The following is a 26,945-nucleotide window of genomic DNA, read 5'->3' as shown; positions in this document are numbered from 1 at the left end:
GTGCAACCGGATCGCTTTCGTCACCCTTTTGACCGATACGTGAAAGGATAAATAAGATGGATGAGCAGTTGAAACAGAGTGCCCTCGATTTTCACGAGTTCCCTGTCCCGGGCAAAATTCAGGTCTCCCCAACCAAACCGCTGGCAACCCAGCGCGATCTGGCGCTGGCCTATTCGCCGGGCGTAGCGGCCCCGTGTCTGGAAATCGAAAAAGATCCGCTGGCGGCCTACAAATATACCGCGCGTGGCAACCTTGTTGCCGTGATCTCTAACGGCACGGCGGTACTGGGTCTCGGTAACATCGGCGCGCTGGCCGGTAAGCCGGTGATGGAAGGCAAGGGGGTGCTGTTCAAGAAATTCGCCGGTATCGACGTGTTTGATATCGAGGTGGACGAGCTCGATCCTGACAAATTCATCAACGTGGTGGCCGCGCTGGAGCCGACCTTCGGGGGGATCAACCTGGAAGACATTAAAGCGCCGGAATGTTTCTATATCGAGCAGAAGCTGCGCGAGCGTATGAACATTCCCGTGTTCCATGACGACCAGCATGGTACGGCCATTATCAGCACCGCCGCCATTCTCAACGGCCTGCGCGTGGTGGAGAAAAATCTCTCCGACGTGCGCATGGTGGTGTCGGGCGCAGGCGCCGCGGCCATCGCCTGTATGAACCTTCTGGTGGCGCTGGGAATGCAGAAACACAACATTGTGGTCTGTGACTCTAAGGGCGTGATTTACAAAGATCGCGAGCCGAACATGGCGGAAACCAAAGCGGCGTATGCGGTAGAAGACGACGGTAAACGCACGCTTGAGGACGTGATCGACGGCGCGGATATCTTCCTCGGCTGCTCGGGTCCGAAGGTGCTGACCCAGGAGATGGTGAAGAAGATGGCGCGCGCGCCGATGATCCTGGCCCTGGCCAACCCGGAACCGGAAATTCTGCCGCCGCTGGCGAAAGCGGTGCGTGAAGATGCCATTATCTGTACCGGGCGTTCCGACTACCCGAACCAGGTCAACAACGTGCTCTGCTTCCCGTTCATCTTCCGCGGCGCGCTGGACGTCGGCGCGACGGCAATCAACGAAGAGATGAAGCTTGCCGCCGTGCACGCCATCGCGGAGCTGGCCCACGCCGAGCAGAGCGAAGTGGTTGCCTCAGCCTATGGCGATCAGGATCTGAGCTTTGGCCCGGACTACATCATTCCAAAACCGTTCGACCCGCGTCTGATTGTCAAAATTGCCCCTGCGGTGGCCAAAGCGGCGATGGATTCCGGCGTGGCGACGCGTCCGATTGAGGATTTCGACGCTTACGTCGATAAACTCACCGAGTTTGTTTATAAAACGAACCTGTTCATGAAGCCGATCTTCTCCCAGGCGCGCGCCGACGCGAAGCGCGTGGTGCTGGCGGAAGGGGAAGAGGCGCGCGTGCTGCACGCCACCCAGGAGCTGATCACCTTAGGCCTGGCGAAGCCGATTCTGATTGGTCGTCCGAGCGTGATCGAAATGCGTATCCAGAAGCTGGGCCTGCAGATTAAGCCGGGCGTCGACTTCGAGATCGTCAACAACGAATCCGATCCGCGCTTCAAAGAGTACTGGAGCGAATACTACGCGATCATGAAACGTCGGGGGATCACCCAGGAGCAGGCGCAGAAAGCCGTCATCAGCAACACGACGGTGATCGGCGCGATCATGGTTCATCGCGGCGAGGCGGATGCGCTGATCTGCGGCACCATCGGCGATTACCACGAGCACTTTAGCGTGGTGCAGGAGATCTTCGGCTATCGCGACGGCGTGCACACCGCCGGGGCGATGAACGCCCTGCTGCTGCCAAGCGGCAACACCTTTATTGCCGATACCTACGTTAACGACGATCCCACCCCGGACGAGCTGGCGGAGATCACCGTGATGGCCGCCGAGACCGTGCGTCGCTTTGGTATCGAACCGAAGGTGGCGCTGCTGTCGCACTCTAACTTTGGTTCGTCTAAATCGGCGGCGGCGTGCAAAATGCGTGAGACGCTGGCGCTGGTGCGCGAGCGCGCGCCGGAGCTGATGATTGACGGGGAAATGCACGGCGATGCAGCGCTGGTGGAGAGCATCCGTAACGAACGTATGCCGGACAGCCCGCTGAAGGGATCGGCAAATATCCTGATTATGCCGAACGTGGAAGCGGCGCGTATCAGCTATAACCTGCTGCGCGTCTCCAGTTCTGAAGGGGTGACCGTAGGACCGGTGCTGATGGGCGTGGCAAAACCGGTGCATGTGTTAACGCCGATTGCCTCCGTGCGCCGTATCGTGAATATGGTGGCGCTGGCGGTGGTTGAGGCGCAGACGCAGCCGCTGTAATTGCTGCGTCTCGGGTGGCGCGTTCGCTTACCCGACCTACGGGTTGAGTAGGCCGGATAAGCGCAGCGCCATCCGGCAGTTACACCCAATCCCGAACCTGAATAAACTCTTTTAAGGCAGCCTCCGGGCTGCCTTCTTTTGGCTCGTAGCAGTACTCCCAGCGCACCAGCGGCGGCATCGACATCAGAATCGACTCCGTGCGCCCGCCGGTCTGCAGGCCAAACAGCGTCCCGCGATCCCACACAAGGTTGAACTCCACGTAGCGCCCGCGGCGGTAGAGCTGGAACTCACGTTCGCGCACGCCGTAGTCGGTGTTTTTACGGCGTTCGACGATGGGCAGATAGGCGTCGGTATAGCCTTCACCTACCGCGCGCATAAAGCTGAACGCGGTATCAAAATCAGGCGTGTTGAGGTCGTCAAAGAACAACCCGCCGATGCCGCGCTGCTCGTCGCGGTGCTTCAGGTAAAAGTAGTCGTCGCACCACTTTTTATATTTCGGGTAAACGTCTTCGCCAAACGGCAGACAAAGGTCCCGCGCGGTGGTGTGCCAGTGCACGGCATCCTCTTCGAAGCCGTAGTAGGGCGTCATGTCGAAACCGCCGCCAAACCACCAGACCGGATCGGCCCCCGGCTTTTCCGCAATGAAAAAACGCACGTTGGCGTGGCTGGTCGGCACAAACGGGTTGTGCGGATGCACCACCAGCGAGACGCCCATCGCTTCGAAGCTGCGGCCCGCAAGCTCAGGACGATGTGCCGTCGCAGACGCGGGCATGGCGTCGCCATGAACGTGGGAAAAATTCACCCCGGCCTGTTCAAAGATGCCGCCGTTACGCAGCACGCGGCTGCGCCCGCCGCCACCGGCCTCGCGCTGCCAGGTATCTTCCTGAAATTCTCCGCCGTCTGCGGCGGCCAGTTTCTGGCAAATCTCATCCTGCAGCTGCAGCAGGAACGTTTTGACCAGTTGAGCATTGGGTTTCATCAACGTTTCCTGGAGTGCGCTTTTTGGTTATCGAACCAGTTGAAGTAACTGATAATGCCGGAAGCGATGGCGTTGGCAATCTTCTGACGAAATGCCGCGGTGCCGAGGAGTCGCTCCTCTTCCGGGTTGGTAATGAACGAGGTTTCCACCAGCACGGACGGGATGGACGGTGATTTCAGCACCACGAACGCCGCCTGCTCGGTGCCTTTACTGTGCAGTCGATGCACCGGCTTAATCTTTTTCAGAATATGCGAGCCGAGCGTCAGGCTGTTTTTGATCGTATCCGTCTGCACGAGGTCGAACAGCACCTGCTGTAGCAGGTGGTCCTTGTCAGTGGCTTTCTTCCCGGCGACTTCATCCGCCCGGTTTTCGCGATCGGAGAGGTATTTCGCCATGGCGCTACTGGCGCCGCGGTTGGAAAGCGCAAACACCGAGGCGCCGGCGGCTGACGGGTTGGTAAAGCCGTCGGCGTGAATCGACATAAACAGATCCGCCCCGTGCTGGTGGGCGATCTCTACGCGGTCATACAGCGGAATAAAGGTGTCGCCAGAGCGCGTCAGGCGGGCGTCAATGCCGTTGCTGCGTAAAATCGCCCGCACATTTTTTGCAATCGCCAGCACGACGTGTTTTTCTTTCGACCCGTTTTTGCCGATGGCGCCGGTATCAATACCGCCGTGGCCCGGGTCGAGCATCACCAGACGCTTCGCGCCCGGCTTTTTCGTTTTCGGTTTGCTGTGTCCGTTACTGGTTTTGAGCGTGCTCTCGTTTTTCGCCTGAGCCTGCTTTGCGATGCCCGTTAACGTTAAGGCCGCCAGCCCCGCTTTGAGAACCTGACGACGCGATGTGAGTGCTTTTAATGGTTTGAATGTGCTCATGCGGCCTGAATACTAAAAAATGGGGTCCTGGTGTTATATCGTATCGCGTTTAGTGTTACGACAGTCCATAGTGAGAATTGTTTTACTTTTCATTTCAATACGTGACAAAGTGACATTATGCCAAATTTTGGCGAGATTTTCCCCGGTTATTGGCTAAAGGCGTGGTTCGCGCCATAATCACTGTTTTTAAACCCGAAAAGGCGGTTAATACCATGGAGATACGCGTTTTTCGCCAGGAAGATTTCGAAGAGGTGATCACCCTTTGGGAGCGCTGCGATCTGCTGCGTCCGTGGAACGATCCGGAAATGGATATCGAACGTAAGGTGAATCACGACGTCAGTCTGTTTCTGGTCGCGGAAGTCAATGGCGAGGTCGTGGGGACGGTCATGGGCGGTTACGACGGCCATCGCGGCTCGGCCTATTATCTGGGCGTGCACCCGGAATACCGTGGTCGCGGCATCGCCAATGCGCTGCTCAACCGGCTCGAGAAGAAGCTGATCGCCCGCGGCTGTCCGAAAATCCAGATCATGGTGCGGGAAGATAACGACGTGGTGCTGGGCATGTATGAACGCCTGGGCTACGTACACGCTTACGTGCTGAATTTAGGGAAGCGTCTCATCGAAGATGAAGAGTACTGAGATCCATCCGGCAGACTATGACGCGCAGGGGCGCGTCAGGCTGCCCTTTTTATTCTGGTGCGTTCTGCTGCTCCAGGCCCGGACCTGGGTGCTGTTCGTGATGGCCGCCGCGTCGCGCGGGCAGGGCGACACGCTGCTGACGCTCTTTTATCCCGATCACGATGCCTTCTGGCTCGGCTTGCTGCCGGGCGTACCGGCGGTGGTGGCTTTCTTATGCAGCGGCCGACGGCATACGATCCCGCGTTTGTGGCGCGCGCTTCGTGGGCTGCTGATCCTTGCCCAGATTGCGCTGCTCTTCTGGCAGCCGGTACTCTGGTGGTACGGTGAACCGCTGACGGGCATCGGCGTTGCGCTGGTGGTTGCCGATATTGTGGCGCTGCTGTGGCTGCTGACCAACCCGCGCCTTCGCGCCTGTTTTGCGCCGCAGGATGATTAATGCGGCACTTTTTGCCGATGTCGCACTCCAACAAGCGTTGATTTAACACGTAAGGACGTTTCAATGAAATCGCTGCGTTTACTCTTATGCGCTCTCCCGCTGGCATTGACCGGCTGTTCGACGCTCTCCTCCATTAACTGGTCCGCCGCGTATCCGTGGAACTGGTTTGGCTCATCAACGGAAGTGACCGAGCAGGGCGTGGGGAAAATTACCGCCGCGACGGCGCTGGATCAGAATGCTATTCAGGATGCGCTCAGCAGCGATTACCGCCTGCGCAGCGGCATGAAAACAGAGAATGGCAATATAGTGCGCTATTACGAAGCGCTGAAGGGCGATAAGCTGGCACTGGTGATCAACGGTGACAAAGGCACGGTAAACCGGATCGCGGTGATGGACGAAGATATTCCGACCGCCAGCGGCGTGAAGGTCGGGACCCCGTTTAGCGATCTTTATAAGCAGGCCTTTGGCAACTGCTCCAGCGCGCCATCCGACGACAAGGTTGCAGTGGAGTGTAAGGCGGAAGGCAGCCAGCACATCAGCTATGTTTTTACCGGCACCTGGAGCGGTCCGGAAGGGTTGATGCCGTCTGACGACACGCTGAAGAGCTGGAAGGTGAGCAAAATACTCTGGAAGCAGTAATTTGCGTCTGAACAAACCGCCTCGCTGAAATCCGGGTATAATAGCCGCCATCAATGCCACGCTGACGTGGCATCTTTATTTCAGGAGGAGCGATGTCTCAGGTTCAGAGTGGCATTTTGCCAGAACATTGCCGCGCGGCGATTTGGATTGAAGCCAATGTCAAAGGGGACGTGGATGCCCTGCGTGCGGCCAGCAAAGCGTTTATTGATAAACTGGCGACCTTCCAGGCCAAATTCCCGGAAGCCCACCTCGGCGCCGTCGTTGCGTTTGGCAATAACGTCTGGCGTCAGCTGAGCGGCGGGGAAGGGGCGGAAGAGCTGAAAGACTTCACCCCTTACGGCAAAGGCCTGGCTCCGGCGACCCAGTACGACGTGCTGATCCACATTCTTTCTCTGCGTCACGACGTGAACTTCTCCGTTGCCCAGGCTGCGGTGGCGGCCTTTGGCGACAGCATTGAGGTGCAGGAAGAGGTTCACGGTTTCCGCTGGGTCGAAGAGCGCGATCTGAGCGGCTTCGTCGACGGAACGGAAAACCCGGCGGGTGAAGAGACGCGTCGTGAAGTCGCGGTAATCAAAGACGGCGTGGACGCGGGCGGCAGCTACGTGTTCGTGCAGCGCTGGGAGCATAACCTCAAGCAGCTTAACCGCATGAGCGTGCACGACCAGGAGATGATGATTGGCCGTACGAAAGAGGCCAACGAAGAGATCGACGGTGATGACCGTCCGGTCACCTCGCACCTGACCCGCGTTGACCTCAAGGAAGACGGTAAAGGACTGAAGATTGTCCGCCAGAGCCTGCCGTACGGCACGGCAAGCGGCACGCACGGCCTCTACTTCTGCGCCTACTGCGCGCGCCTGTATAATATTGAACAGCAACTGCTGAGCATGTTCGGCGATACCGACGGCAAGCGCGACGCCATGCTGCGCTTCACCAAACCGGTGACCGGCGGCTACTACTTCGCGCCGTCCGTTGAGCGTCTGCTGGCGCTGTAAAACCGCTCTCCATACGTAGGCCGGGTAAGCGTTAGCGCTACCCGGCAATTTTCCCTGCCCCTTATTCCCTTTTCTGCTTCTAAATCACCAAACGGTATATAAAACCGTTACTCCTTTCATCCCCGTTATAAATATTATGACTATAAGATAGTCATCACATTTATAAGGGTGCGCAATGGCCGTTACTGTACTGAAAAAAGGAACTCTGGCGCTGGCAGGTTTACTGCTGGTGGCACAGGCGCAGGCGACTGAACTGTTGAACAGTTCGTATGACGTCTCCCGCGAGCTGTTTGCCGCCCTTAACCCCCCGTTCGAACAGCAGTGGGCGAAAGACAATAACGGCGATAAGCTGACCATCAAGCAGTCCCACGCCGGTTCGTCCAAGCAGGCGCTGGCCATTCTCCAGGGGCTGAAAGCGGATGTGGTGACCTACAACCAGGTCACTGACGTGCAGATCCTGCATGACAAAGGCAAGCTCATCCCGGCGGACTGGCAGAGCCGTCTGCCGAACAACAGCTCGCCGTTCTATTCCACCATGGGTTTCCTGGTGCGCAAGGGCAATCCGAAGAATATCCACGACTGGAGCGACCTGGTGCGTTCCGACGTGAAACTCATTTTCCCGAACCCAAAAACCTCCGGTAACGCGCGTTACACCTATTTAGCGGCGTGGGGCGCGGCGGACAAGGCTGACGGTAACGATAAAGCCAAAACCGAGCAGTTCATGACCCAGTTCCTGAAAAACGTCGAAGTGTTTGATACCGGCGGCCGCGGGGCGACCACGACTTTCGCAGAGCGCGGTCTGGGCGATGTGCTGATCAGCTTCGAGTCGGAAGTGAACAACATCCGCAAACAGTATGAAGCGCAGGGCTTTGAGGTGGTTATCCCGAAAACCAACATTCTGGCCGAATTCCCGGTCGCATGGGTGGATAAAAACGTGCAGGCAAACGGCACCGAGAAAGCGGCAAAAGCCTATCTCAACTACCTGTACAGCCGTCAGGCGCAGACCATCATTACCGATTACTACTACCGCGTGAACAACCCGGACGTGATGAACAAGCTGAAAGATAAATTCCCGCAGACCGCGCTGTTCCGCGTGGAAGATCATTTTGGCTCCTGGCCAGACGTGATGAAAACGCATTTTGCCAGCGGCGGTGAGTTAGACAAACTGCTGGCGGCGGGGCATAAGTAATGTTTGCAGTATCGACTAAACGCGTGCTGCCGGGCTTTACCTTAAGCCTCGGGACCAGCCTGCTGTTCGTTTGCCTGATCCTGCTGTTGCCGCTCAGCGCCCTGGTGATGCAGCTTGCGCAGATGAGCTGGGCGCAGTACTGGGACGTGGTCACTAACCCCCAGGTGGTGGCGGCCTATAAGGTGACGCTGCTGTCGGCGTTTGTCGCCTCCATTTTTAACGGCGTGTTTGGTCTGCTGATGGCATGGATTTTAACCCGCTATCGCTTCCCGGGCCGCACGCTGCTTGACGCCCTGATGGATCTGCCGTTTGCGCTGCCGACGGCGGTCGCCGGCTTAACCCTCGCGTCGCTTTTCTCCGTGAACGGGCTGTACGGCGAGTGGCTGGCGAAATTTGACATCAAGGTGACCTATACCTGGCTCGGTATCGCGGTGGCGATGGCCTTTACCAGCATCCCGTTTGTGGTGCGTACCGTGCAGCCGGTGCTGGAAGAGTTAGGTCCGGAATACGAAGAAGCGGCGGAAACGCTGGGCGCCACGCGTTGGCAGAGCTTCCGCAAGGTGGTGCTGCCGGAGCTGTCTCCGGCGCTGATGGCGGGCGTCGCGCTGTCGTTTACCCGCAGCCTCGGCGAGTTCGGCGCGGTGATTTTTATCGCCGGGAACATCGCCTGGAAAACGGAAGTGACCTCGCTGATGATTTTCATTCGCCTGCAGGAGTTTGATTATCCGGCGGCGAGCGCGATTGCTTCGGTGATCCTCGCGGCCTCGCTGCTGCTGCTGTACTCGATTAACACTCTGCAAAGTCGCTTTGGTCGACGTGTGGTAGGTCACTGATGGCGGAAGTTACGCAATTGAAGCGATACGATGCGCCCCGCATCAACTGGGGTAAATGGTTTCTGATTGGGGCGGGCGTGCTGGTGTCCGCCCTCATTCTCGTCGTGCCGACGATTTATATCTTCGTTCAGGCGTTCAGCAAGGGCCTGATGCCCGCGCTGGAAAACCTGGCGAACCCGGATATGCTGCACGCCATCTGGCTGACCGTGCTGATTGCCCTGATTACCGTTCCGGTGAACCTGGTGTTTGGTACCCTGCTGGCGTGGCTGGTGACGCGCTTTAACTTCCCGGGACGTCAGCTGCTGCTGACCCTGCTGGATATTCCGTTTGCCGTGTCGCCTGTGGTGGCCGGTCTGGTGTACCTGCTCTTCTACGGCTCCAACGGCCCGCTGGGCGGCTGGCTGGATGCGCATAACCTGCAGATCATGTTCGCCTGGCCAGGCATGGTGCTGGTTACCATCTTCGTGACCTGTCCGTTCGTGGTGCGTGAGCTGGTGCCGGTGATGTTAAGCCAGGGGAGCAACGAAGATGAAGCGGCGGTGCTGCTGGGGGCTTCAGGCTGGCAAATGTTTCGTCGCGTGACGCTGCCGAACATTCGCTGGGCACTGCTTTACGGCGTGGTGCTGACCAACGCCCGCGCGATTGGCGAGTTCGGTGCTGTTTCCGTTGTTTCCGGATCCATTCGCGGTGAAACCCTGTCGCTGCCGCTCCAGATTGAACTGCTGCAGCAGGACTACAACACCATCGGCGCCTTTACTGCCGCAGCGTTGCTGACGCTGATGGCTATTTTGACCCTGTTTTTGAAGAGTGTGGTGCAGTGGCGTTTAGAAAATCAGGAAAAACGTCTGCATCAGGAGGGAAATCATGAGCATTGAGATTGCCAATATTAAGAAGTCTTTTGGTCGCACCCAGGTGCTGAATGATATCTCGCTGGATATCCCTTCCGGACAAATGGTGGCGCTGCTGGGGCCGTCTGGCTCCGGCAAAACCACGCTGCTGCGTATTATCGCCGGGCTTGAGCATCAGACCAGCGGGCACATCCGCTTCCACGGTACCGACGTGAGCCGCCTGCACGCCCGCGATCGTAAAGTGGGCTTTGTGTTCCAGCACTACGCGCTGTTCCGCCACATGACCGTGTTTGACAACATTGCGTTTGGCCTCACCGTGCTGCCGCGTCGCGAACGCCCGGATGCGGCAACCATTAAGGCGAAAGTGACCAAACTGCTGGAGATGGTGCAGCTGGCTCACCTGGCGGACCGTTTCCCGGCCCAGCTGTCCGGCGGGCAGAAACAGCGCGTGGCGCTGGCGCGCGCGCTGGCCGTTGAGCCGCAAATTCTGCTGCTGGATGAACCCTTTGGCGCGCTGGATGCGCAGGTGCGTAAAGAGCTGCGCCGCTGGCTGCGTCAGCTCCATGAAGAGCTGAAATTCACCAGCGTCTTTGTGACCCACGACCAGGAAGAGGCGATGGAAGTCGCGGATCGCGTTGTGGTCATGAGTCAGGGCAACATTGAGCAGGTTGACGAGCCGGAACAACTCTGGCGTGAACCGGCGACCCGCTTCGTGCTGGAGTTTATGGGCGAGGTGAACCGTCTGCAGGGCACCATTCGCGGCGGACAGTTCCACGTCGGCGCGCACCGCTGGCCGCTGGGCTATACCTCCGCGCATCAGGGGCCGGTCGATCTGTTCCTGCGTCCGTGGGAAGTGGATGTGAGCCGTCGAACCAGCCTGGATTCACCGCTGCCGGTGCAGGTGCTGGAAGCGAGCCCTAAAGGGCACTATACCCAACTGGTGGTACAGCCGCTGGGCTGGTATACCGAGCCGCTGACGGTGGTCATGCGCGACGACGTCCCGCCGCATCGGGGAGAACGCCTGTTTGTCGGTCTACAGCATGCCCGTATTTATCACGGCAAGGAACGCATCGAGACGCGCGAGGATATTGCTCTGGCGGAGTCAGCCTGATAGTTTATTAGGATGTTTATCGCCCGGTGGCGCTGCGCTGACCGGGCATACAGCTAAAACTGTGTCTTGTAGGCCGGGATCGCTGCGCGCAACCCGGCTTTTTTATTGAGTAAAAATCGTGAATACACTCGAACATACCATCGGCAACACGCCTCTGGTCAAGCTTCAGCGCATGGGGCCAGACAACGGCAGCGAAATCTGGGTCAAACTCGAAGGTAATAACCCGGCGGGGTCGGTGAAAGACCGTGCCGCGCTGTCGATGATCGTCCAGGCCGAAAAGCGCGGCGAGATTAAGCCGGGCGACGTGCTGATTGAAGCCACCAGCGGCAACACCGGTATCGCCCTGGCCATGATTGCGGCGCTGAAAGGCTACCGCATGAAGCTGCTGATGCCGGATAACATGAGCCAGGAGCGCCGCGCCGCGATGCGTGCCTACGGAGCCGAGCTGATTCTGGTGACCAAAGAGCAGGGGATGGAAGGCGCGCGCGACCTAGCGTTAGAAATGGCCGAGCGCGGTGAAGGTAAACTGCTCGATCAGTTTAATAACCCGGACAACCCTTACGCCCACTACACCACCACCGGCCCGGAAATCTGGCAGCAAACCGACGGGCGAATCACCCATTTTGTCTCCAGCATGGGCACCACCGGCACCATTACCGGGGTATCGCGTTTTCTGCGCGAGCAGGATAAAGCCGTCACCATTGTCGGCCTGCAGCCGGAAGAGGGGAGCAGCATTCCGGGCATTCGCCGCTGGCCGGCGGAGTATATGCCCGGCATCTTTAATGCGCAGCTTGTGGACCAGGTGCTGGATCTTCACCAGCGCGAGGCGGAAAATACTATGCGTGAGCTGGCCGTGCGCGAAGGCATCTTCTGCGGCGTCAGCTCGGGCGGCGCGGTAGCGGGCGCGATTCGGGTGGCGCAGGCAAACCCGGGCGCGGTGGTGGTGGCGATTATTTGCGATCGCGGCGATCGCTATCTGTCTACCGGCGTCTTTGGTGAAGAGAGTTATTCGCAGGGGGCGGGAATTTAAGCGTCATGGAGATGATTCTATTCCGGGATAATACCCGGGCGCAGCAAACCGATATTGTCGCGGTGCAGTCGCAGGTGGTGTATGGCAGCGTGGGAAACAGCATCGCGGTGCCGAATATACGAACCCACAGGCTGAACGTCACCGCCGTGCCAACGGTACTGTTCAGCAACACGCCACACTATGACACGTTCTACGGCGGCGTGATCCCCGACGAGTGGTTCAGCGGCTACCTGAAGGCGCTGGAAGAGCGCGAGATCCTGCGCGAGCTTAAGGCGGTCACTACCGGCTATATGGGAAATGCCAGCCAGATCGTCCTGCTGGCGCAGTGGCTGAAGGCGGTCAAAGCGCAGCATCCTGACCTGCTGGTGCTGGTCGACCCGGTTATCGGCGATATCGACAGCGGAATGTACGTGAAACCCGAGATCCCCGAGGCGTATCGGGAGCACCTGCTGCCGCTGGCGCAAGGGATCACGCCAAACGTCTATGAGCTGGAAGTGCTAAGCGGCAAACCGTGCCGCACGCCGGAAAGCGCCATCGCGGCGGCACAGGGACTGCTCTCTGAGAGCCTGAAATGGGTGGCGATCACCAGTGCGCCGGTCGCTGACGACCCGCAAAACATCCACGTGGTGCTGGTCACCCGCGAGGGCGTTACCGTCAGTGCGCATCCGCGGGTAGAAACCGATCTGAAAGGGACGGGCGATCTGTTCTGTTCAGAACTGGTGAGCGGCATTGTTGAGGGGAAAACCGTTGCCGATGCCATTCGCATGGCTGGCGATCGGGTGACGGACGTGATGCTCTATACCCAGTCGAAAGGCTACGACGAGCTTATCCTGCCGGCATAAACAAAAATGGCGCCCGAAGGCGCCATTTTACTGTGCGGCAAGAATTACTTCTTGATGCGGATAACCGGGGTTTCACCCACGGTGACGCTGCCAGACAGTTTGATCAGTTCTTTGATTTCGTCCATGTTGGAGATAACAACCGGAGTCAGGGTAGACTTGGCTTTTTCTTCCAGCAGTGGCAGATCGAATTCAATCACCGGGTCGCCAACTTTCACACGCTGGCCTTCTTCCGCGATACGTTTGAAGCCTTCGCCTTTCAGTTCAACGGTGTCGATACCGAAGTGAACGAACAGTTCGATACCGCTATCAGATTCGATAGAGAACGCATGGTTGGTTTCAAAAATTTTACCGATGGTGCCGTCAACTGGAGCAACCATTTTGTTGCCAGTTGGTTTGATAGCAATGCCATCACCAACGATTTTCTCAGCAAACACTACATCCGGCACGTCTTCGATGTTGACGATCTCGCCGGAGAGCGGAGCAACAATCTCAATAGTTCCGGAGTCTTTCTTATCATCAGAAACCAGAGATTTCAGTTTATCGAACAAACCCATGATCTTCTCCTAAGCAGTAATTTGGGCCGCATCTCGTGGATTAGCAGATTGTTTTTTCTTCAATGAACTTGTTAACCAGCGTCATTAACTCGTCCGTTGTCGGTTGAGCAAGAGCCTGCTCTGCTAACACCTTCGCATCTTCGAAGTTCGTGTTACGGATAATCTTCTTAATGCGCGGGATGGAAATGGCGCTCATAGAGAATTCGTCCAGACCCATACCCAGCAACAGAAGTGTAGCACGTTCGTCGCCTGCAAGCTCACCACACATGCCAGTCCATTTACCTTCTGCATGAGAAGCATCAATAACTTGCTTGATCAAGTTCAGTACGGACGGTGACATTGGCTGGTAGAGATGTGAAATCATATCATTACCACGGTCAACTGCCAGGGTGTACTGCGTTAAATCATTGGTACCGATACTAAAGAAATCAACTTCTTTGGCTAAATGACGCGCAATGGTCGCCGCCGCTGGTGTTTCCACCATCACGCCGATCTCGATTGACTCGTCAAACGCTTTACCTTCGTCACGCAGTTCCTGTTTGTAGATTTCGATCTCTTTCTTCAGTGCACGCACTTCTTCAACAGAGATAATCATCGGGAACATGATGCGCAGCTTACCGAACGCAGAGGCACGCAGGATCGCGCGAACCTGGTCACGCAGGATCTCTTTACGATCCATCGCGATACGGATTGCACGCCAGCCCAGGAACGGGTTCTCTTCTTTCGGGAAGTTCATGTACGGCAGCTCTTTGTCGCCACCGATGTCCATGGTACGGACGATAACCGCCTGAGAGCCACACGCTTCAGCCACGGCTTTATACGCGGCAAACTGCTCTTCTTCTGTAGGCAGTGCGTCGCGGTCCATGAACAGGAATTCAGTACGATAGAGACCTACGCCTTCCGCACCGTTGCGCTCAGCGCCATCAACGTCGCGGACGGTACCGATGTTTGCGCACACTTCAACCTGATGGCCGTCCAGGGTGATGGCTGGCAGGTCTTTCAGCTTAGCGAGTTCCGCTTTTTCAGTCGCAACCTGCTCCTGAACCGCGCGCAGTTTATCGATCTCTTCATTGGTTGGGTTGACGTAAACCAGATTGTTTACGGCATCCAGAATCAGATAGTCGCCGTTTTTCACCTGAGAGGTGACGCTACCGGTACCCACGATGGCAGGCAGTTCCAGAGAACGCGCCATGATAGAGGTGTGGGAGGTACGGCCACCCGCGTCGGTGATGAAACCGAGGACCTTTTTCAGGTTCAGCTGTGCGGTTTCAGACGGGGTGAGGTCCGCGGCAACCAGGATCACTTCATCCTGAATTGCGCTCAGGTCGATAATGGCCAGACCCAGGATGTTGCGCAGCAGGCGCTTACCGATGTCACGTACGTCAGCCGCACGCTCTTTCAGGTATTCATCATCCAGTTCTTCCAGGGCAGTTGCCTGACCTTCGATAACTTCATGCGCAGCCGCGTCGGCCGTCATGCCTTTATCTTTAATCAGGGCTATGATTTCCTGCTCCAGCTCCTCATCTTCGAGCAGCATGATGTGCCCTTCGAAGATGGCTTCTTTTTCTTCACCGAAAGTTTCGCCAGCTTTAGTTTTGATTGCTTCCAGTTGCGCAGATGCCTTGGCACGACCGCTCAGAAAACGTTCAACTTCCTGATCAACCTTGTCGGCAGAAATTTTTTTCCGGTCGATGACGATCTCGTCTTCTTTCAGCAGCAGTGCTTTGCCGAAAGCGATACCCGGGGATGCTAAAATGCCTGAAATCATAACCCTACCTTACTTGTGACTGATATTTAAAAGAACCCGGAAACTTACTCGAGCTCAGCCATCAGTTTTACCAGATGCTCAACTGCTTTCTGCTCGTCTTCACCTTCCGCAGAGATGGTGACAACGGTGCCCTGGGTCAGACCCAGAGTCTGCAGTTTGAACAGGCTTTTTGCGCTCGCGCTTTTGCCGTTGGAAGTCACAGTGATTTCAGAAGAAAAGCCTTTTGCTTCTTTAACAAACTGAGCAGCAGGGCGGGTGTGCAGACCGTTCGGAGCGGTAATGGTAACTTCTTGCTGGAACATTGTATTTCCCCAACTTATAGGTTTAGTGTTGTGGAACTAAAGTCTAGCCTGGCGACTGAACTTTAGCCTGTATTGTTAGCGCTGACGTTTCGATCGTCATTAAACATTATGCAGCGAAAGCAAGACTTGAACCAAATCATAAAATCGATTCAGCAAGGCTATTTCATTCGCTGATTAATTTCACGCATCAAAATAATTGCTGGTTTAAATACCAGACCCTACGGGGTGAAGCAATGCCAGGAGGGGTAAAAGTTTGAAGCAGGCCACAAAAAAGCACCTGAAAAGGTGCTTTTTTACGCGTTATTAACATGCTGGCACTACTGTTGCAGCTCTTTTTCAGTGAAGAGATCGGCAAACAGCGCGGTGCTCAAGTAACGCTCACCCGAGGAAGGAAGGATAACCACAATATTCTTATTGGTAAAGGCTTCATCTTCCTGAAGCTTGAGCGCTGCCGCAACGGCCGCACCGGAAGAGATACCCGCCAGAATACCTTCTTCATCCATCAGGCGACGCGCGGTAGAGATGGCTTCTTCGTTCGTAATGGTGATCACTTTATCGATCAGCTTCAGATCCAGGTTGCCCGGAATGAAGCCTGCGCCAATACCCTGAATTTTGTGCGGGCCAGGTTTGAGTTCTTCCCCCGCCAGCGCCTGGGTGATAACCGGTGAGTCAGTCGGCTCAACGGCAACGGTAATCAGATCTTTTTTACCCTTCGTGCCTTTAATATAGCGTGACACGCCGGTCAGCGTACCGCCGGTACCCACGCCGGAGATAAAGACGTCAACCTGGCCGTCAGTATCTTCCCAGATTTCCGGGCCGGTGGTCTTCTCGTGAATTTCCGGGTTTGCCGGGTTGCTGAACTGCTGCAGCAGCAGGTATTTCGCCGGATCGCTGGCCACAATCTCTTCGGCTTTCTGAATGGCACCTTTCATGCCCTTCGCGCCTTCGGTCAGCACCAGGTTCGCGCCCAGCGCTTTCAGCAGCTTACGACGCTCGATGCTCATGGTTTCAGGCATGGTCAGCGTCAGCTTATAGCCGCGCGCGGCAGCAACATAGGCCAGAGCGATCCCGGTATTGCCGCTGGTCGGTTCCACCAGCTCAACGCCAGGCTTCAGTACGCCACGTTTTTCAGCATCCCAAATCATGTTTGCACCGATGCGGCATTTTACGCTGAAGCTCGGGTTACGTGATTCGACCTTCGCCAGGATGCGTCCATTACCGATACGGTTCAGTCGAACCAGGGGCGTATGACCGATAGTCAGCGAGTTGTCTTCATAAATCTTACTCATGGCCTGTCCTTAACTGTATGAAATTGGGATACCGACCCAGCATACCTGCTAAGCAGGTAGGGGGAAGTAAGGAATTCGCATATCTATATACTGCAAGGAAATAATGGGGATCAGTATGGAATAAGGGGCGGCATAAGCCACCCCTGCTTTACACATTTTTGCATTATTTCCATAACGCGTGCTTAGCACGGTAGCAGTCCACCCACATTGCCGTCGCGCCGCAGACGGCAACCGGCATAATGAACAGATTCAGGAAGGGGATCATGGTAAACAGGCTGGTCAGCGCACCAAACTGCATATTGGCAACCTTCTGGCTGCGCAGGGCAGTGCGCATCTCTTTAAACGGTACCTTGTGGTTGTCGAACGGATAGTCGCAGTACTGGATGGCCAGCATCCAGGCGCTGAACAGGAACCACAGCACCGGTGCCACCGTCTGGCCAATGCCGGGCACAAAATAGAGGATAAGTAGCACAATCGCGCGGGGCAGGTACCAGGCAAACTTTTGCCATTCACGCTTCATAATGCGAGGGAGGTCTTTCATGATCCCCCATATGCCCGTGTCCGGCGGTGTTGCGCCAGTAAGGCGCGCTTCCAGCTGTTCCGCCAGCAAACCGTTAAACGGTGCGGCTATCCAGTTGGCAATCGTCGAGAAGAAGTAGCCAAACACCAGCAGCACGGAGATCACCGCCACCGGCCAGAGCAGGTAGTTAAGCCACTGCAGCCAGTTTGGCACATGGCTCATCAGCGACGGGATCCAGCTCTCCAGCTTTGTGAACAGCCACCAGAACGCGCCGCCCATCAGAATAATGTTGATCAACAGCGGCAGGATGACGAAGTGTCGAATACCCGGCAGGGAGACCAGTTTCCAGCCCTGAGAAAAATACCAGACGCCGCTGCGCGGGGGGGAAGAAGATGTTGAAACCATAGCCAGGCTGTACTCCTTTTTACACAACCAGTGGAATTGCCCGCCTATATTATCCACTTACGGACCAATGACCAGTTCGGAAATGTTCGAAAAACCAGCAAAAAGCACGATTTCCTTCATCTTTATGCTGTGAATGCTCTGCACACACTTGCACTTGACGTAAACGGCAAATACTCTTAGTGAGTAAATGTTTGCCGTGGTGGCAAGGTGTTAGAACAACAGAGAATATAATGATGCAGGATTTGCGTCTGATATTAATCATTGTTGGCGCGATCGCCATAATCGCTTTACTGGTACATGGTTTCTGGACCAGCCGTAAAGAGCGTTCCTCGATGTTTCGCGATCGCCCACTGAAGCGCATGAAGTCCAGTCGTGACGACGATGACAGTGAAGATGACATCGATGGAAGCGACGACGACGGCGTGGGTGAAGTTCGTGTTCATCGGGTCAATACTGCGCCCGGCGTAGGTCATGGGGAGCATGAAGCGCCTCGTCCTTCGCAGCACCAGTATCAACCGCCGTATGCTTCTGCACAGCCGCGCCAGCCAGCGCCGCAGCCTGTGGAAGAACCGGTGCGCCAGCCGCCGCAACAGCCTGTCTATCAGCAGCCTGCTGCGCCACAGCCGGTTCAACAGCAACCGCTGCAGCAGCCCGTGCAACAGCAGCCTGCACAGCCGGTACGACAACCGCAGCAGCCTGTTCATGTTCAACCTGCGCCGCAGCCCGCGCCAGCCCCGCACGTTGAGCCTGAGCCCGTTGCAGAGCCAGAACCGGTTGTTGAAAAACCGCAGCGTAAAGAAGCGGTGATCATCATGAACGTGGCCGCGCATCACGGTAGCCATCTCAACGGTGACGTTCTGCTTAACAGTATTCAACAGGCAGGCTTCAAGTTTGGCGATATGAACATTTTCCATCGTCACCTGAGTCCTGACGGTAGCGGCCCGGCGCTGTTCAGCCTGGCCAACATGGTTAACCCAGGTACCTTTGATCCGGACATGACCGGTGATTTCGTTACGCCTGGCGTCACTATCTTTATGCAGGTGCCGTCTTACGGCGACGAACTGCAAAACTTTAAGCTGATGCTGCAGTCCGCTCAGCATATCGCTGACGAAGTCGGTGGTGTGGTGCTCGACGATCAGCGTCGAATGATGACCCCGCAGAAACTGCGCGAGTATCAGGACCGCATCCGCGAAGTTAAGGAAGCTAACGCGTAATCGCCGCGTTGACTTCAACTCCTCCTCAACCCCCGCATGTCGGGGGTTTTTTCTCATTGATGGTGTGATATGGACTCAATCGAACAACAACTCACTGAACTGCGAACCACGCTTCGCCATCATGAATATCTCTATCATGTTATGGACGCACCGGAAGTCCCGGATGCGGAGTATGACCGCCTGATGCGTGAGCTGCGGGAATTAGAGGCGCAGCATCCTGAACTCATCACGCCGGATTCCCCCACCCAGCGCGTCGGCGCAGAGCCGCTGGGGGCCTTCAGCCAGGTGCGGCATGAAGTGCCAATGCTGTCGCTGGATAACGTCTTCGATGAAGAGAGCTTCCTCGCGTTTAACAAGCGCGTGCAGGATCGCCTGAAAAGCAGCGACGCGCTCACCTGGTGCTGCGAGCTGAAGCTGGATGGCCTGGCCGTCAGCCTTCTCTATGAAAACGGCGTGCTGGTGCGTGCCGCGACGCGTGGCGACGGCACGACGGGTGAAGACATCACCACTAACGTGCGTACCATCCGCGCGATCCCGCTGAAGCTTCAGGGTGACAACATTCCTGCGCGTCTGGAAGTGCGCGGCGAGGTGTTCCTGCCGCAGGCGGGCTTCGAGAAAATTAACGAAGAGGCGCGTCGCACCGGCGGGAAGGTGTTTGCTAACCCGCGTAACGCGGCGGCGGGCTCGCTGCGTCAGCTTGACCCGCGCATCACTGCGAAGCGACCGCTTACTTTCTTCTGCTACGGTGTCGGTATTCTGGAGGGCGGCGAGCTGCCGGATACCCATCTCGGGCGTCTGCTGCAGTTTAAGGCGTGGGGACTGCCGGTGAGCAACCGCGTTCAGCTCTGCGACTCGCCGGAAGCGGTACTGGCGTTCTACCACAAGGTGGAAGAGGAACGTCCGACGCTCGGCTTTGATATTGATGGCGTGGTCATCAAGGTGAATTCACTGGCGCTGCAGGAGCAGCTGGGCTTCGTGGCGCGCGCGCCGCGCTGGGCGGTGGCGTTTAAGTTCCCAGCTCAGGAGCAGATGACTTTCGTCCGCGACGTGGAGTTCCAGGTGGGACGTACGGGGGCCATTACCCCGGTCGCCCGTCTGGAGCCGGTGCAGGTGGCGGGCGTGCTGGTGAGTAACGCCACGCTGCATAACGCCGATGAAATCGACCGCCTGGGCCTGCGTATTGGTGACAAAGTGGTGATTCGCCGCGCGGGGGACGTGATCCCGCAGGTGGTTAACGTTGTGGAGTCAGAACGTCCTGACGATACGCGCGAGGTTGTCTTCCCAACCCATTGCCCGGTGTGTGGCTCGGACGTTGAGCGTGTGGAAGGTGAAGCCGTGGCGCGCTGTACGGGGGGCTTAATCTGTGGCGCACAGCGTAAAGAGTCACTGAAGCACTTCGTTTCCCGTCGCGCAATGGACGTGGACGGCATGGGCGACAAGATTATCGATCAGCTGGTTGAGAAAGAGTATGTCCACACGCCAGCGGACCTCTTCAGGCTGACCGCAGGTAAACTGACCGGTCTGGACCGCATGGGGCCAAAGTCAGCCCAGAACGTGGTTAACGCGCTGGAAGCCGCCAAAGAGACCACCTTCGCCCGCTTCCTGTACGCGCTGGGCATTCGTGAGGTGGGTGAAGCCACGGCTGCGGGGCTGGCGGCGTATTTTGGTACGCTGGAGGCGCTGGAAAAGGCGAGCATCGAGGAGCTGCAGAAAGTCCCGGATGTCGGCATCGTCGTTGCCACGCACGTCTTTAACTTCTTTGCCGAAGAGAGTAACCGTAACGTCATCGGCGAACTGCTGGGAGAGGGCATTAAATGGCCCGCGCCGGTGGTGGTCAATGCTGAAGAGATCGACAGTCCGTTCGCCGGTAAAACGGTGGTGCTCACCGGCAGCCTGAGCCAGCTTTCACGCGACGATGCTAAAGCCCGTCTGGTGGCGCTGGGGGCCAAAGTGGCGGGCAGCGTGTCGAAGAAAACCGACCTGGTGATTGCCGGAGATGCGGCGGGTTCGAAGCTGGCGAAAGCCCAGGAGCTCGGCATTGAGGTTATCGACGAAGCGGAAATGATGCGTCTGTTAGGAGAGTAACGTGGAGAAAGAGCAGCTCGTTGAGATCGCCAATACCGAGATGCCGTTCGGTAAATACAAGGGCCGCAGGCTGATTGATTTGCCGGAGGAGTATCTGCTGTGGTTTGCCCGTAAGGATGAATTTCCGGCAGGGCGACTGGGCGAGCTGATGGCGATAACGTTACTGATCAAAACCGAGGGGCTGACCCAGCTGGTGCAGCCCCTGAAACGTCCTTAAGCCTTCGCGGCGCGGGTCGCTTCCTGCGCCAGCTTTTCGGTCTGGCGCTTGTAGCGACGCGCCAGCACCGCGCAGACCATCAGCTGGATCTGATGGAAAATCATCAGCGGCAGCACCATCATCCCAATCACCGAGGTCGGGAACAGAATGTTGGCCATCGGGATGCCGTTCGCCAGGCTCTTCTTCGAACCGCAGAACACAATCGTAATTTCATCCGCTTTGTTGAAGCCGCACTTACGTGCCACAAAGACGTTTACCGCTATTACAATCGCCAGCAGGACAATGCTGACCACCACGATAAACAGCAGCGAGCCTGCCCCCACCTTGTGCCAGATCCCGTTCACGACCGCTTCGCTGAAGGCGGAGTAAACCACCAGCAGAATCGAGGTCTGGTCGGTTTTTGAAATCCATTTTTTATGCTTCGCCACAAATGCGCCGGTCCACGGACGGGAGAGATGACCCAGGACAAAGGGCAGCAGCAGCTGCAGACAGATTTTGCCCACCTGCTCAAGGTTACCTTCCGCACCGTGCATGTTCATCAGCAGGCCCACCAGCAGCGGCGAGACGAAAATCCCCAGCAGGCTGGAGGCTGATGCCGAGCAGACCGCGGCCGCCACGTTCCCTCCCGCGAGAGAGGTAAAGGCAATGGCGGACTGCACCGTGGCCGGAAGAATACAGAGATACAGGAAGCCGGTGTAGAGCGCCGGGTCGACGTTAACCGGCGCCCACCAGGCAAACAGCACCCCGAGGATCGGGAACAGAATAAACGTGCTGCACATCACCCAGAGGTGCAGTCGCCAGTGGCTACCGCCCGCGATAATGGCTTCACGGGAGAGTTTTGCGCCGTGCATAAAGAACAGCAGCGCGATGGCGGCCGTCGTCAGTCCTTCAAAGAACGGGACGAACCCGCCGCGAGCGGGAAAGAACGAGGCCAGTAAAACGGTAACCACCAGGGTGAGCGTAAACGGATCAACAATACGAAATAGTTTCATAATGACTCCTGAAAACAGATGTCGCTATTGTGCTTTTTTCCATTTGAGAAATAAAATTGATTTATTGCATCCATTCATGAATTAAACAGATGAATTATTCCTTACGCCAGCTTCGCATTTTCGTCACCGTCGCCCATGCCCGCAGCTTTAGCCGGGCAGGGGAGATGATTGGCCTGAGCCAGTCGGCGGTCAGCCACAGCGTGAAAGAGCTGGAGAATCAGACGGGGGTAAGATTACTCGATCGTACCACGCGCGAAGTGGTGTTGACCGAAGCCGGGCAGCAGCTGGCTCTGCGCCTTGAACGGCTGCTGGATGAACTGAACAGCACGCTCAGAGACGTGGGAAGACTGGGTCAGCAGCTTTCAGGTACCGTGCGGGTTGCGGCCAGCCAGACGATCTCTGCGCACCTTATCCCGCAGTGTATTGCCGAGGGAAGCCATCGCTACCCGGACATTGATTTTGTGCTGCATGACAGACCGCAACAGTGGGTGCTGGAGAGCATCCGCCAGGGAGATGTCGATTTTGGTATTGTTATCGATCCCGGCCAGGTGAGCGATCTGGAGTGCGAAAGCGTACTTTCAGAGCCCTTTTTGCTGCTCTGCCGTGACGACGATCCGCTGGCCGCGTTACCGGAGGTCAGGTGGCAGTCACTGCAGGGCGCGAACCTGGTTTTACAGGATTATGCTTCGGGCAGCCGCCCGCTGATTGATTCCGCGCTGGTGGATCAGAGGGTCAAGGCAGCAATCGTGCAGGAGATTGGTCACCCGGCAACGCTGTTTCCCATGGTGGAAGCCGGCATTGGCATCAGCATATTGCCCGCCCTGGCGCTTCCCCTGCCGCAGGGAAGTCGACTGGCCGTGAAGCGGTTGACGCCCGTTGTTGAGCGAAAGCTAATGCTGGTGCGGCGAAAAAATCGTTCACTCTCGGGGGCGGCGCAGGCTATCTGGGAAGTGGTGCGTATCCAGGCACAGCGATTAACCGAGGCCCGCATACGCGATCCACTGTTTAACGCATCAGAAGATTAGATGTAGATATCAATCTGATTAGTGTCTGACGGGCTATTCACGCCTTCCACTTTGCCCAGTTTTTGTTCCTGCTTTTTCTGGGCCTCTTCGGCCTGCTGGCGCTGCAGCGCGGCGAGCTGCGCCTGCAGCACTTTAATCTGGGTCTGAATCAGTTCCTGCTGCTTTTTCTTCTCATCGGTGCTGATGGGGCTGTTCGACAGCTCTTTTAACTGCTGGGTCAGCTTTTTGATCTTGTCGAGAATGCGGGTGATTTGCGCAGAGATATCGTTACTGCTCGAAGTGCCACTCGCGCCGCTGGTTTGTATCTGTTGGGTTGAAGCCTGAATGGTCGTCATACTTTTTCCTCGCGTTATAAAACAGAGGTATCGGCACCGACGGGATTAGCTTGAGCAAAACTGCCATATCTGGCAGGGAGTTGCATCGATACACAATCAGTATTGATGGTGCGGTGAAAGTGTATTGGAGGTCACCGGCAGGCTGCGGATATAAGACGTAAGTCATGCGATCCCCGCATCGCGATCTTCATCCTTAAGGAGCCTCTATGACCCTCTCGAATAATCCGTGGTACTGCGCCGACATCATTCGCGCCGCTAAGCCGAACTTCACGCCTCGCGTGGCATTTATTCTCGGCTCTGGCCTGGGTGCCCTTGCCGACCAGATTGATGACGCCGTTTCCCTGAGCTACGAAACGCTGCCTGGCTTCCCGGTGAGCACCGTGCATGGCCATGCCGGGGAGCTGGTGCTCGGGCATCTTGCCGGGGTGCCGGTTGCCTGCATGAAGGGGCGCGGCCATTTCTATGAGGGGCGCGGGATGTCCATCATGACCGATGCGATCCGCACCTTTAAGCTGCTGGGGTGCGAACTGCTGTTTAGCACCAATGCGGCGGGCTCGTTGCGCCCGGACGTTCAGCCAGGCAGTCTGGTTGCTCTGAGCGACCATATTAACACCATGCCGGGCACGCCGATGGTGGGGCTGAACGATGAGCGCTTTGGCGAGCGTTTCTTCTCGCTGGCCAATGCTTACGACGCGGATTACCGCGCCATTCTGCAAACCGTGGCGACGAAAGCCGGCTTCCCGCTCCATGAAGGGGTGTTTGTTTCTTATCCCGGTCCGAACTTCGAGACGGCGGCCGAGATCCGCATGATGCAAATTATCGGCGGCGATGTGGTGGGCATGTCCGTAGTGCCGGAAGTGATTTCCGCGCGTCACTGCGGCCTGAAGGTCGTGGCCGTTTCTGCGATTACCAATCTCGCGGAAGGGCTGGGCGATATCAAACTCTCGCATGAACAAACCCTCGCTGCCGCTGAGCTTTCCCGCCAGAACTTTATCAATCTTATCTGCGGTTTTCTTCGCCATATTGCCTGAGTAAAACAATAAAGTGGCCCGTGAGGGCCACACTGCTATAAGGAATGGGTTATGAACATCACGACTCGCTTAAAGATGATGTCCTTTATGCAATATTTTATCTGGGGGAGCTGGCTGGTTACCCTCGGCGCTTACATGATTAACACCCTACATTTTACCGGCTCCGACGTGGGCATGGTGTACAGCTCCAAAGGACTTGCCGCGATTGTTATGCCCTCGCTGGTGGGAATTATTGCCGACAAATGGCTGCGGGCAGACCGCGCCTACGTGATTTGTCATCTCGTTTGCGCCGTCGCGCTCTGCTATGCCGCACAGGTCAATGAGCCGGGCCTGATGTTCTGGGTCATGCTGGTGAATGCGATGGCCTTTATGCCCACGATTGCGCTGTCGAATACGATTTCTTACTCCTGTCTTGAACAGGCAGGGCTGGATACGGTGAGCCATTTTCCGCGAGTGCGGGTGTATGGCACCGTGGGCTTTATTGCCGCGATGTGGACCATAAGCCTGATGGGGGCAGAGCTGAGCAACCTGCAGCTCTATATGGCGGCTGCCGCGTCCGTGCTGCTGGCGCTCTATTCTCTGACATTGCCAGCCATTCCGGTGGCGAAAACAAAAACGTCTCCGTCGCTGGCCAGCAAGCTGGGCCTCAATGCGTTTGTCCTGTTTAAACAGCCCCGCATGGCGGTGTTCTTTTTATTCGCGATGCTGCTGGGGGCCGTGCTGCAGATAACCAACACGTTTGGCAGCCCCTTCCTGCATGATTTTGCGCGTAATCCGGCGTATGCCGATAGCTTTATCGTCAAATATCCGTCCATCCTGCTCTCCGTTTCGCAAATCTCTGAAGTGTTCTTCATTCTGACCATTCCGTACTTCCTCGGACGCTTTGGTATTAAAACGGTCATGCTGATGAGCATGGTGGCCTGGATGCTGCGGTTTGGGCTGTTTGCCTTTGGCGATCCGTCTGCAACAGGCTTTGTGCTGCTCATGCTCTCAATGATTGTCTACGGCTGCGCGTTCGACTTTTTCAATATTTCCGGCTCGGTGTTTGTCGAACAGGAGGTGAGCGCCGATATCCGCGCCAGCGCACAGGGGCTGTTTATGACAACCGTTAACGGTATCGGGGCCTGGTTCGGATCGGTATTGAGCGGTATGGCCGTCGATTATTTCTCGGTGGACGGAGTGAAGGACTGGCAGACGATCTGGCTGGTATTCGCGGCCTATGCCCTGGCGCTCGCGGTGGTGTTTTATTTCAGCTTTAACTATCGCCATACCTGCAAAAACAGCGAGATGCGCACAGTTGCGCACTAAATTTCCCCTCTGCACGATGAAAGGCTTTAAGGTAGGCACATAAGTGTTATCGCCAGGATATGTTTTGATGGAACGCGCCTATCGGACCGATCTCAAGCTGCTGCGCTATTTTCTGGCCGTGGCGGAGGAGCTGCATTTTGGACGGGCTGCGGCCCGTCTCAATATGTCTCAGCCGCCGTTGAGCCTGCATATTAAAGAGCTGGAAAGCCAGCTGGGGACGTTACTGTTTATTCGCCACTCGCGAAGCGTCGCGTTGACGCATGCCGGTAAGGTGCTGATGGAAGAGTCCCGTCGTTTGCTTGCCGGTGCAAACCAGGCGCTGGCTCGCGTTGAGCAGATTGGCCGGGGGGAGGCAGGGCGCATTGAGCTGGGTATTGTCGGTACCGCCATGTGGAGTGAGGTGCGCACGGTGATGCGCGCTTTTTTGAAATCGCACCCGAATGTAGATGTCGTATTCCGCGAGAAATCCCCGGTCATGCAGATGGCGCTGCTTGAGCGCCGGGAGCTGGATGTGGGCATCTGGCGAATGGCAACCGAGCCCACCGCTGGGTTTACCAGCGTACGGTTACGTGAGGCTGCTTTTCTGGTGGCGATGCCGGAGGATCATCGGCTGGTGAGCGAATCATCGATTGCGCTCGCAGAGTTGCAGGACGAGTATTTTGTCACGATGCCTTCAGCGCATTCTGACTGGGCATTTTTACATCGCGTCTGCCAGCAGGCCGGGTTTTCGCCGATGATCGTGCGTGAAGCCGTTGAGCCGCAAACGGTACTGGCGATGATCAGCATGGGCATGGGGATTACGCTTGCCGCAGACAGTTACGCGCAAATGCAGTGGCCGGGCGTGGTGTTCCGCCCGCTGAAAGAGCGTATACCGGCAGATTTGTATGTGGTGTATGACGAGAAGCAGGCGACCCCAGCGGTGAAGACATTGATTGCGACGTTAACAATGTAAATCGCAGATAGCAAAAAAGCGCCTTTAGGGCGCTTTTTTACATTGGTGGGTCGTGCAGGATTCGAACCTGCGACCAATTGATTAAAAGTCAACTGCTCTACCAACTGAGCTAACGACCCGAAATGGTGGGCGATGACGGGCTCGAACCGCCGACCCCCTCCGTGTAAAGGAGATGCTCTACCAACTGAGCTAATCGCCCA

The 26,945-nt window shown here is 56.7% G+C and carries 27 protein-coding genes and 2 tRNA genes; 18 read left to right on the top strand and 11 right to left on the bottom strand.

Going from position 1 to position 26,945, the window contains the following annotated elements; translation table 11 throughout:
- Positions 1-56: 56 nt before the first annotated feature.
- On the top strand, positions 57-2,336 hold the full coding sequence (maeB, locus tag BMW97_RS15645; RefSeq protein ID WP_045406103.1) for an NADP-dependent oxaloacetate-decarboxylating malate dehydrogenase: 2,280 nt from the start codon (positions 57-59) through the stop codon (positions 2,334-2,336).
- A 79-nt stretch (positions 2,337-2,415) separates the two neighbouring features.
- On the opposite strand, the gene hemF is transcribed toward maeB, so the two are convergent.
- Both hemF and amiA read right to left on the bottom strand, forming a co-directional pair.
- On the bottom strand, positions 2,416-3,315 hold the full coding sequence (gene hemF / locus BMW97_RS15640) for an oxygen-dependent coproporphyrinogen oxidase (protein WP_045909456.1): 900 nt from the start codon (positions 3,313-3,315) through the stop codon (positions 2,416-2,418).
- Positions 3,315-4,190 (bottom strand): N-acetylmuramoyl-L-alanine amidase AmiA, encoded by an 876-nt coding sequence (gene amiA / locus BMW97_RS15635; RefSeq protein ID WP_045909455.1) that lies wholly within the window; start codon positions 4,188-4,190, stop codon positions 3,315-3,317. Before amiA ends, hemF begins: the two co-directional genes overlap by 1 nt.
- 212 nt (positions 4,191-4,402) lie before the next feature.
- Here amiA and BMW97_RS15630 point away from each other — a divergent pair, with 212 nt between their 5' ends.
- From BMW97_RS15630 to pdxK, 10 genes are all read left to right on the top strand, one after another.
- Positions 4,403-4,828: a GNAT family acetyltransferase gene (locus tag BMW97_RS15630; RefSeq protein ID WP_090392981.1), complete on the top strand. Its 426-nt coding sequence runs from the start codon at positions 4,403-4,405 to the stop codon at positions 4,826-4,828.
- Positions 4,815-5,264, top strand: coding sequence for a DUF2919 domain-containing protein (locus BMW97_RS15625; protein WP_045909454.1), 450 nt, complete (start codon positions 4,815-4,817; stop codon positions 5,262-5,264). The genes BMW97_RS15630 and BMW97_RS15625 overlap by 14 nt, the downstream gene beginning before the upstream one ends.
- Positions 5,265-5,327: 63 nt before the next feature.
- On the top strand, positions 5,328-5,903 hold the full coding sequence (locus BMW97_RS15620; RefSeq protein WP_045909453.1) for an RpoE-regulated lipoprotein: 576 nt from the start codon (positions 5,328-5,330) through the stop codon (positions 5,901-5,903).
- 92 nt (positions 5,904-5,995) lie between these two features.
- Complete coding sequence (locus BMW97_RS15615; RefSeq protein ID WP_045909452.1) at positions 5,996-6,895, top strand: Dyp-type peroxidase; 900 nt, start codon at positions 5,996-5,998, stop codon at positions 6,893-6,895.
- Between the two features lie 175 nt (positions 6,896-7,070).
- The gene (locus BMW97_RS15610; protein ID WP_045909451.1) at positions 7,071-8,084 is read left to right on the top strand and encodes a sulfate ABC transporter substrate-binding protein; all 1,014 of its coding nucleotides are present in this window, start codon (positions 7,071-7,073) and stop codon (positions 8,082-8,084) included.
- Positions 8,084-8,917, top strand: a complete 834-nt coding sequence (cysT, locus tag BMW97_RS15605) for a sulfate/thiosulfate ABC transporter permease CysT (RefSeq protein WP_004123378.1) — start codon at positions 8,084-8,086, stop codon at positions 8,915-8,917. Before BMW97_RS15610 ends, cysT begins: the two co-directional genes overlap by 1 nt.
- The gene (gene cysW / locus BMW97_RS15600; RefSeq protein ID WP_045909450.1) at positions 8,917-9,792 is read left to right on the top strand and encodes a sulfate/thiosulfate ABC transporter permease CysW; all 876 of its coding nucleotides are present in this window, start codon (positions 8,917-8,919) and stop codon (positions 9,790-9,792) included. The genes cysT and cysW overlap by 1 nt, the downstream gene beginning before the upstream one ends.
- A complete protein-coding gene (gene cysA / locus BMW97_RS15595; protein WP_008501607.1) occupies positions 9,782-10,876 on the top strand; it encodes a sulfate/thiosulfate ABC transporter ATP-binding protein CysA in 1,095 nt (364 codons plus the stop codon). The genes cysW and cysA overlap by 11 nt, the downstream gene beginning before the upstream one ends.
- Before the next feature lie 118 nt (positions 10,877-10,994).
- Complete coding sequence (gene cysM / locus BMW97_RS15590; RefSeq protein ID WP_044597836.1) at positions 10,995-11,906, top strand: cysteine synthase CysM; 912 nt, start codon at positions 10,995-10,997, stop codon at positions 11,904-11,906.
- A gap of 5 nt (positions 11,907-11,911) precedes the next feature.
- Positions 11,912-12,748, top strand: a complete 837-nt coding sequence (pdxK, locus tag BMW97_RS15585; protein WP_023308730.1) for a pyridoxine/pyridoxal/pyridoxamine kinase — start codon at positions 11,912-11,914, stop codon at positions 12,746-12,748.
- Positions 12,749-12,792: 44 nt separating this feature from the next.
- Here the strand turns inward: pdxK and crr are convergent, their stop codons facing one another.
- The 5 genes from crr to cysZ all read right to left on the bottom strand — a co-directional run bounded on the left by crr (position 12,793) and on the right by cysZ (position 17,586).
- Positions 12,793-13,302 carry a PTS glucose transporter subunit IIA gene (gene crr, locus BMW97_RS15580; protein ID WP_003861316.1) on the bottom strand — a complete coding sequence of 170 codons (510 nt, stop codon included), beginning with the start codon at positions 13,300-13,302 and terminating at the stop codon, positions 12,793-12,795.
- Positions 13,303-13,342: 40 nt separating this feature from the next.
- Positions 13,343-15,070: a phosphoenolpyruvate-protein phosphotransferase PtsI gene (gene ptsI / locus BMW97_RS15575; protein WP_023332954.1), complete on the bottom strand. Its 1,728-nt coding sequence runs from the start codon at positions 15,068-15,070 to the stop codon at positions 13,343-13,345.
- A 44-nt stretch (positions 15,071-15,114) separates the two neighbouring features.
- Entirely contained in the window at positions 15,115-15,372 is a 258-nt protein-coding gene (gene ptsH, locus BMW97_RS15570) for a phosphocarrier protein Hpr (protein WP_045909449.1), read from the bottom strand.
- 317 nt (positions 15,373-15,689) lie between these two features.
- Complete coding sequence (cysK, locus tag BMW97_RS15555) at positions 15,690-16,661, bottom strand: cysteine synthase A (protein ID WP_045909448.1); 972 nt, start codon at positions 16,659-16,661, stop codon at positions 15,690-15,692.
- Positions 16,662-16,824: 163 nt separating this feature from the next.
- Entirely contained in the window at positions 16,825-17,586 is a 762-nt protein-coding gene (gene cysZ / locus BMW97_RS15550) for a sulfate transporter CysZ (RefSeq protein WP_045909447.1), read from the bottom strand.
- A 230-nt stretch (positions 17,587-17,816) separates the two neighbouring features.
- Between cysZ and zipA the strand changes: the two genes are divergently transcribed.
- From zipA to BMW97_RS15535, 3 genes are all read left to right on the top strand, one after another.
- Entirely contained in the window at positions 17,817-18,800 is a 984-nt protein-coding gene (gene zipA, locus BMW97_RS15545) for a cell division protein ZipA (RefSeq protein WP_045909446.1), read from the top strand.
- Positions 18,801-18,869: 69 nt separating this feature from the next.
- The gene (gene ligA / locus BMW97_RS15540) at positions 18,870-20,885 is read left to right on the top strand and encodes an NAD-dependent DNA ligase LigA (protein ID WP_045909445.1); all 2,016 of its coding nucleotides are present in this window, start codon (positions 18,870-18,872) and stop codon (positions 20,883-20,885) included.
- A gap of 1 nt (position 20,886) precedes the next feature.
- Positions 20,887-21,102, top strand: a complete 216-nt coding sequence (locus BMW97_RS15535; protein ID WP_003861328.1) for a DUF3820 family protein — start codon at positions 20,887-20,889, stop codon at positions 21,100-21,102.
- Here the strand turns inward: BMW97_RS15535 and BMW97_RS15530 are convergent.
- A complete protein-coding gene (locus BMW97_RS15530; protein WP_045909444.1) occupies positions 21,099-22,094 on the bottom strand; it encodes a bile acid:sodium symporter family protein in 996 nt (331 codons plus the stop codon). The two genes, BMW97_RS15535 and BMW97_RS15530, sit on opposite strands and share 4 nt — an antisense overlap.
- Positions 22,095-22,183: 89 nt before the next feature.
- On the opposite strand from BMW97_RS15530, the gene BMW97_RS15525 reads away from it, so the two are divergent.
- Entirely contained in the window at positions 22,184-23,119 is a 936-nt protein-coding gene (locus BMW97_RS15525; protein ID WP_045909443.1) for a LysR family transcriptional regulator, read from the top strand.
- Here the strand turns inward: BMW97_RS15525 and BMW97_RS15520 are convergent.
- Positions 23,116-23,454 carry a FlxA-like family protein gene (locus BMW97_RS15520; protein ID WP_045909442.1) on the bottom strand — a complete coding sequence of 113 codons (339 nt, stop codon included), beginning with the start codon at positions 23,452-23,454 and terminating at the stop codon, positions 23,116-23,118. The genes BMW97_RS15525 and BMW97_RS15520 overlap by 4 nt on opposite strands.
- Positions 23,455-23,660: 206 nt before the next feature.
- Here BMW97_RS15520 and xapA point away from each other — a divergent pair, with 206 nt between their 5' ends.
- The 3 genes from xapA (at position 23,661) to BMW97_RS15505 (ending at position 26,745) form a co-directional block, all read left to right on the top strand.
- Positions 23,661-24,485 carry a xanthosine phosphorylase gene (gene xapA, locus BMW97_RS15515; protein ID WP_045909441.1) on the top strand — a complete coding sequence of 275 codons (825 nt, stop codon included), beginning with the start codon at positions 23,661-23,663 and terminating at the stop codon, positions 24,483-24,485.
- Positions 24,486-24,536: 51 nt separating this feature from the next.
- The gene (locus BMW97_RS15510) at positions 24,537-25,793 is read left to right on the top strand and encodes a nucleoside permease (protein WP_045909440.1); all 1,257 of its coding nucleotides are present in this window, start codon (positions 24,537-24,539) and stop codon (positions 25,791-25,793) included.
- 67 nt (positions 25,794-25,860) lie between these two features.
- Positions 25,861-26,745 carry a LysR family transcriptional regulator gene (locus BMW97_RS15505; protein WP_048226142.1) on the top strand — a complete coding sequence of 295 codons (885 nt, stop codon included), beginning with the start codon at positions 25,861-25,863 and terminating at the stop codon, positions 26,743-26,745.
- 43 nt (positions 26,746-26,788) lie between these two features.
- Here BMW97_RS15505 and BMW97_RS15500 read toward each other — a convergent pair.
- Positions 26,789-26,864, bottom strand: a tRNA-Lys gene (locus BMW97_RS15500).
- A gap of 4 nt (positions 26,865-26,868) precedes the next feature.
- Positions 26,869-26,944, bottom strand: a tRNA-Val gene (locus tag BMW97_RS15495).
- Between the last annotated feature and the right edge of the window lies 1 nt (position 26,945).

The organism is Enterobacter sp. NFIX58 (assembly GCF_900110475.1).
GTDB classification, from domain to species: domain Bacteria; phylum Pseudomonadota; class Gammaproteobacteria; order Enterobacterales; family Enterobacteriaceae; genus Enterobacter; species Enterobacter quasiroggenkampii.
This window is presented reverse-complemented; position numbering and strand designations above follow the sequence as displayed.

Coding starts and splice junctions, on each gene's coding strand:
- BMW97_RS15630 (WP_090392981.1), top strand. CDS start 4,403: ATGGAGATACGCGTTTTTCGCCAGGAAGATTTCGAAGAGGTGATCACC.
- BMW97_RS15530 (WP_045909444.1), bottom strand. CDS start 22,094: ATGAAACTATTTCGTATTGTTGATCCGTTTACGCTCACCCTGGTGGTT.
- BMW97_RS15615 (WP_045909452.1), top strand. CDS start 5,996: ATGTCTCAGGTTCAGAGTGGCATTTTGCCAGAACATTGCCGCGCGGCG.
- pdxK (WP_023308730.1), top strand. CDS start 11,912: ATGGAGATGATTCTATTCCGGGATAATACCCGGGCGCAGCAAACCGAT.
- xapA (WP_045909441.1), top strand. CDS start 23,661: ATGACCCTCTCGAATAATCCGTGGTACTGCGCCGACATCATTCGCGCC.
- ligA (WP_045909445.1), top strand. CDS start 18,870: ATGGACTCAATCGAACAACAACTCACTGAACTGCGAACCACGCTTCGC.
- hemF (WP_045909456.1), bottom strand. CDS start 3,315: ATGAAACCCAATGCTCAACTGGTCAAAACGTTCCTGCTGCAGCTGCAG.
- BMW97_RS15520 (WP_045909442.1), bottom strand. CDS start 23,454: ATGACGACCATTCAGGCTTCAACCCAACAGATACAAACCAGCGGCGCG.
- cysZ (WP_045909447.1), bottom strand. CDS start 17,586: ATGGTTTCAACATCTTCTTCCCCCCCGCGCAGCGGCGTCTGGTATTTT.
- BMW97_RS15610 (WP_045909451.1), top strand. CDS start 7,071: ATGGCCGTTACTGTACTGAAAAAAGGAACTCTGGCGCTGGCAGGTTTA.
- cysW (WP_045909450.1), top strand. CDS start 8,917: ATGGCGGAAGTTACGCAATTGAAGCGATACGATGCGCCCCGCATCAAC.
- BMW97_RS15620 (WP_045909453.1), top strand. CDS start 5,328: ATGAAATCGCTGCGTTTACTCTTATGCGCTCTCCCGCTGGCATTGACC.
- BMW97_RS15525 (WP_045909443.1), top strand. CDS start 22,184: ATGAATTATTCCTTACGCCAGCTTCGCATTTTCGTCACCGTCGCCCAT.
- ptsH (WP_045909449.1), bottom strand. CDS start 15,372: ATGTTCCAGCAAGAAGTTACCATTACCGCTCCGAACGGTCTGCACACC.
- BMW97_RS15625 (WP_045909454.1), top strand. CDS start 4,815: ATGAAGAGTACTGAGATCCATCCGGCAGACTATGACGCGCAGGGGCGC.
- ptsI (WP_023332954.1), bottom strand. CDS start 15,070: ATGATTTCAGGCATTTTAGCATCCCCGGGTATCGCTTTCGGCAAAGCA.
- amiA (WP_045909455.1), bottom strand. CDS start 4,190: ATGAGCACATTCAAACCATTAAAAGCACTCACATCGCGTCGTCAGGTT.
- BMW97_RS15505 (WP_048226142.1), top strand. CDS start 25,861: ATGGAACGCGCCTATCGGACCGATCTCAAGCTGCTGCGCTATTTTCTG.
- BMW97_RS15510 (WP_045909440.1), top strand. CDS start 24,537: ATGAACATCACGACTCGCTTAAAGATGATGTCCTTTATGCAATATTTT.
- crr (WP_003861316.1), bottom strand. CDS start 13,302: ATGGGTTTGTTCGATAAACTGAAATCTCTGGTTTCTGATGATAAGAAA.
- zipA (WP_045909446.1), top strand. CDS start 17,817: ATGATGCAGGATTTGCGTCTGATATTAATCATTGTTGGCGCGATCGCC.
- maeB (WP_045406103.1), top strand. CDS start 57: ATGGATGAGCAGTTGAAACAGAGTGCCCTCGATTTTCACGAGTTCCCT.
- cysK (WP_045909448.1), bottom strand. CDS start 16,661: ATGAGTAAGATTTATGAAGACAACTCGCTGACTATCGGTCATACGCCC.
- cysT (WP_004123378.1), top strand. CDS start 8,084: ATGTTTGCAGTATCGACTAAACGCGTGCTGCCGGGCTTTACCTTAAGC.
- cysA (WP_008501607.1), top strand. CDS start 9,782: ATGAGCATTGAGATTGCCAATATTAAGAAGTCTTTTGGTCGCACCCAG.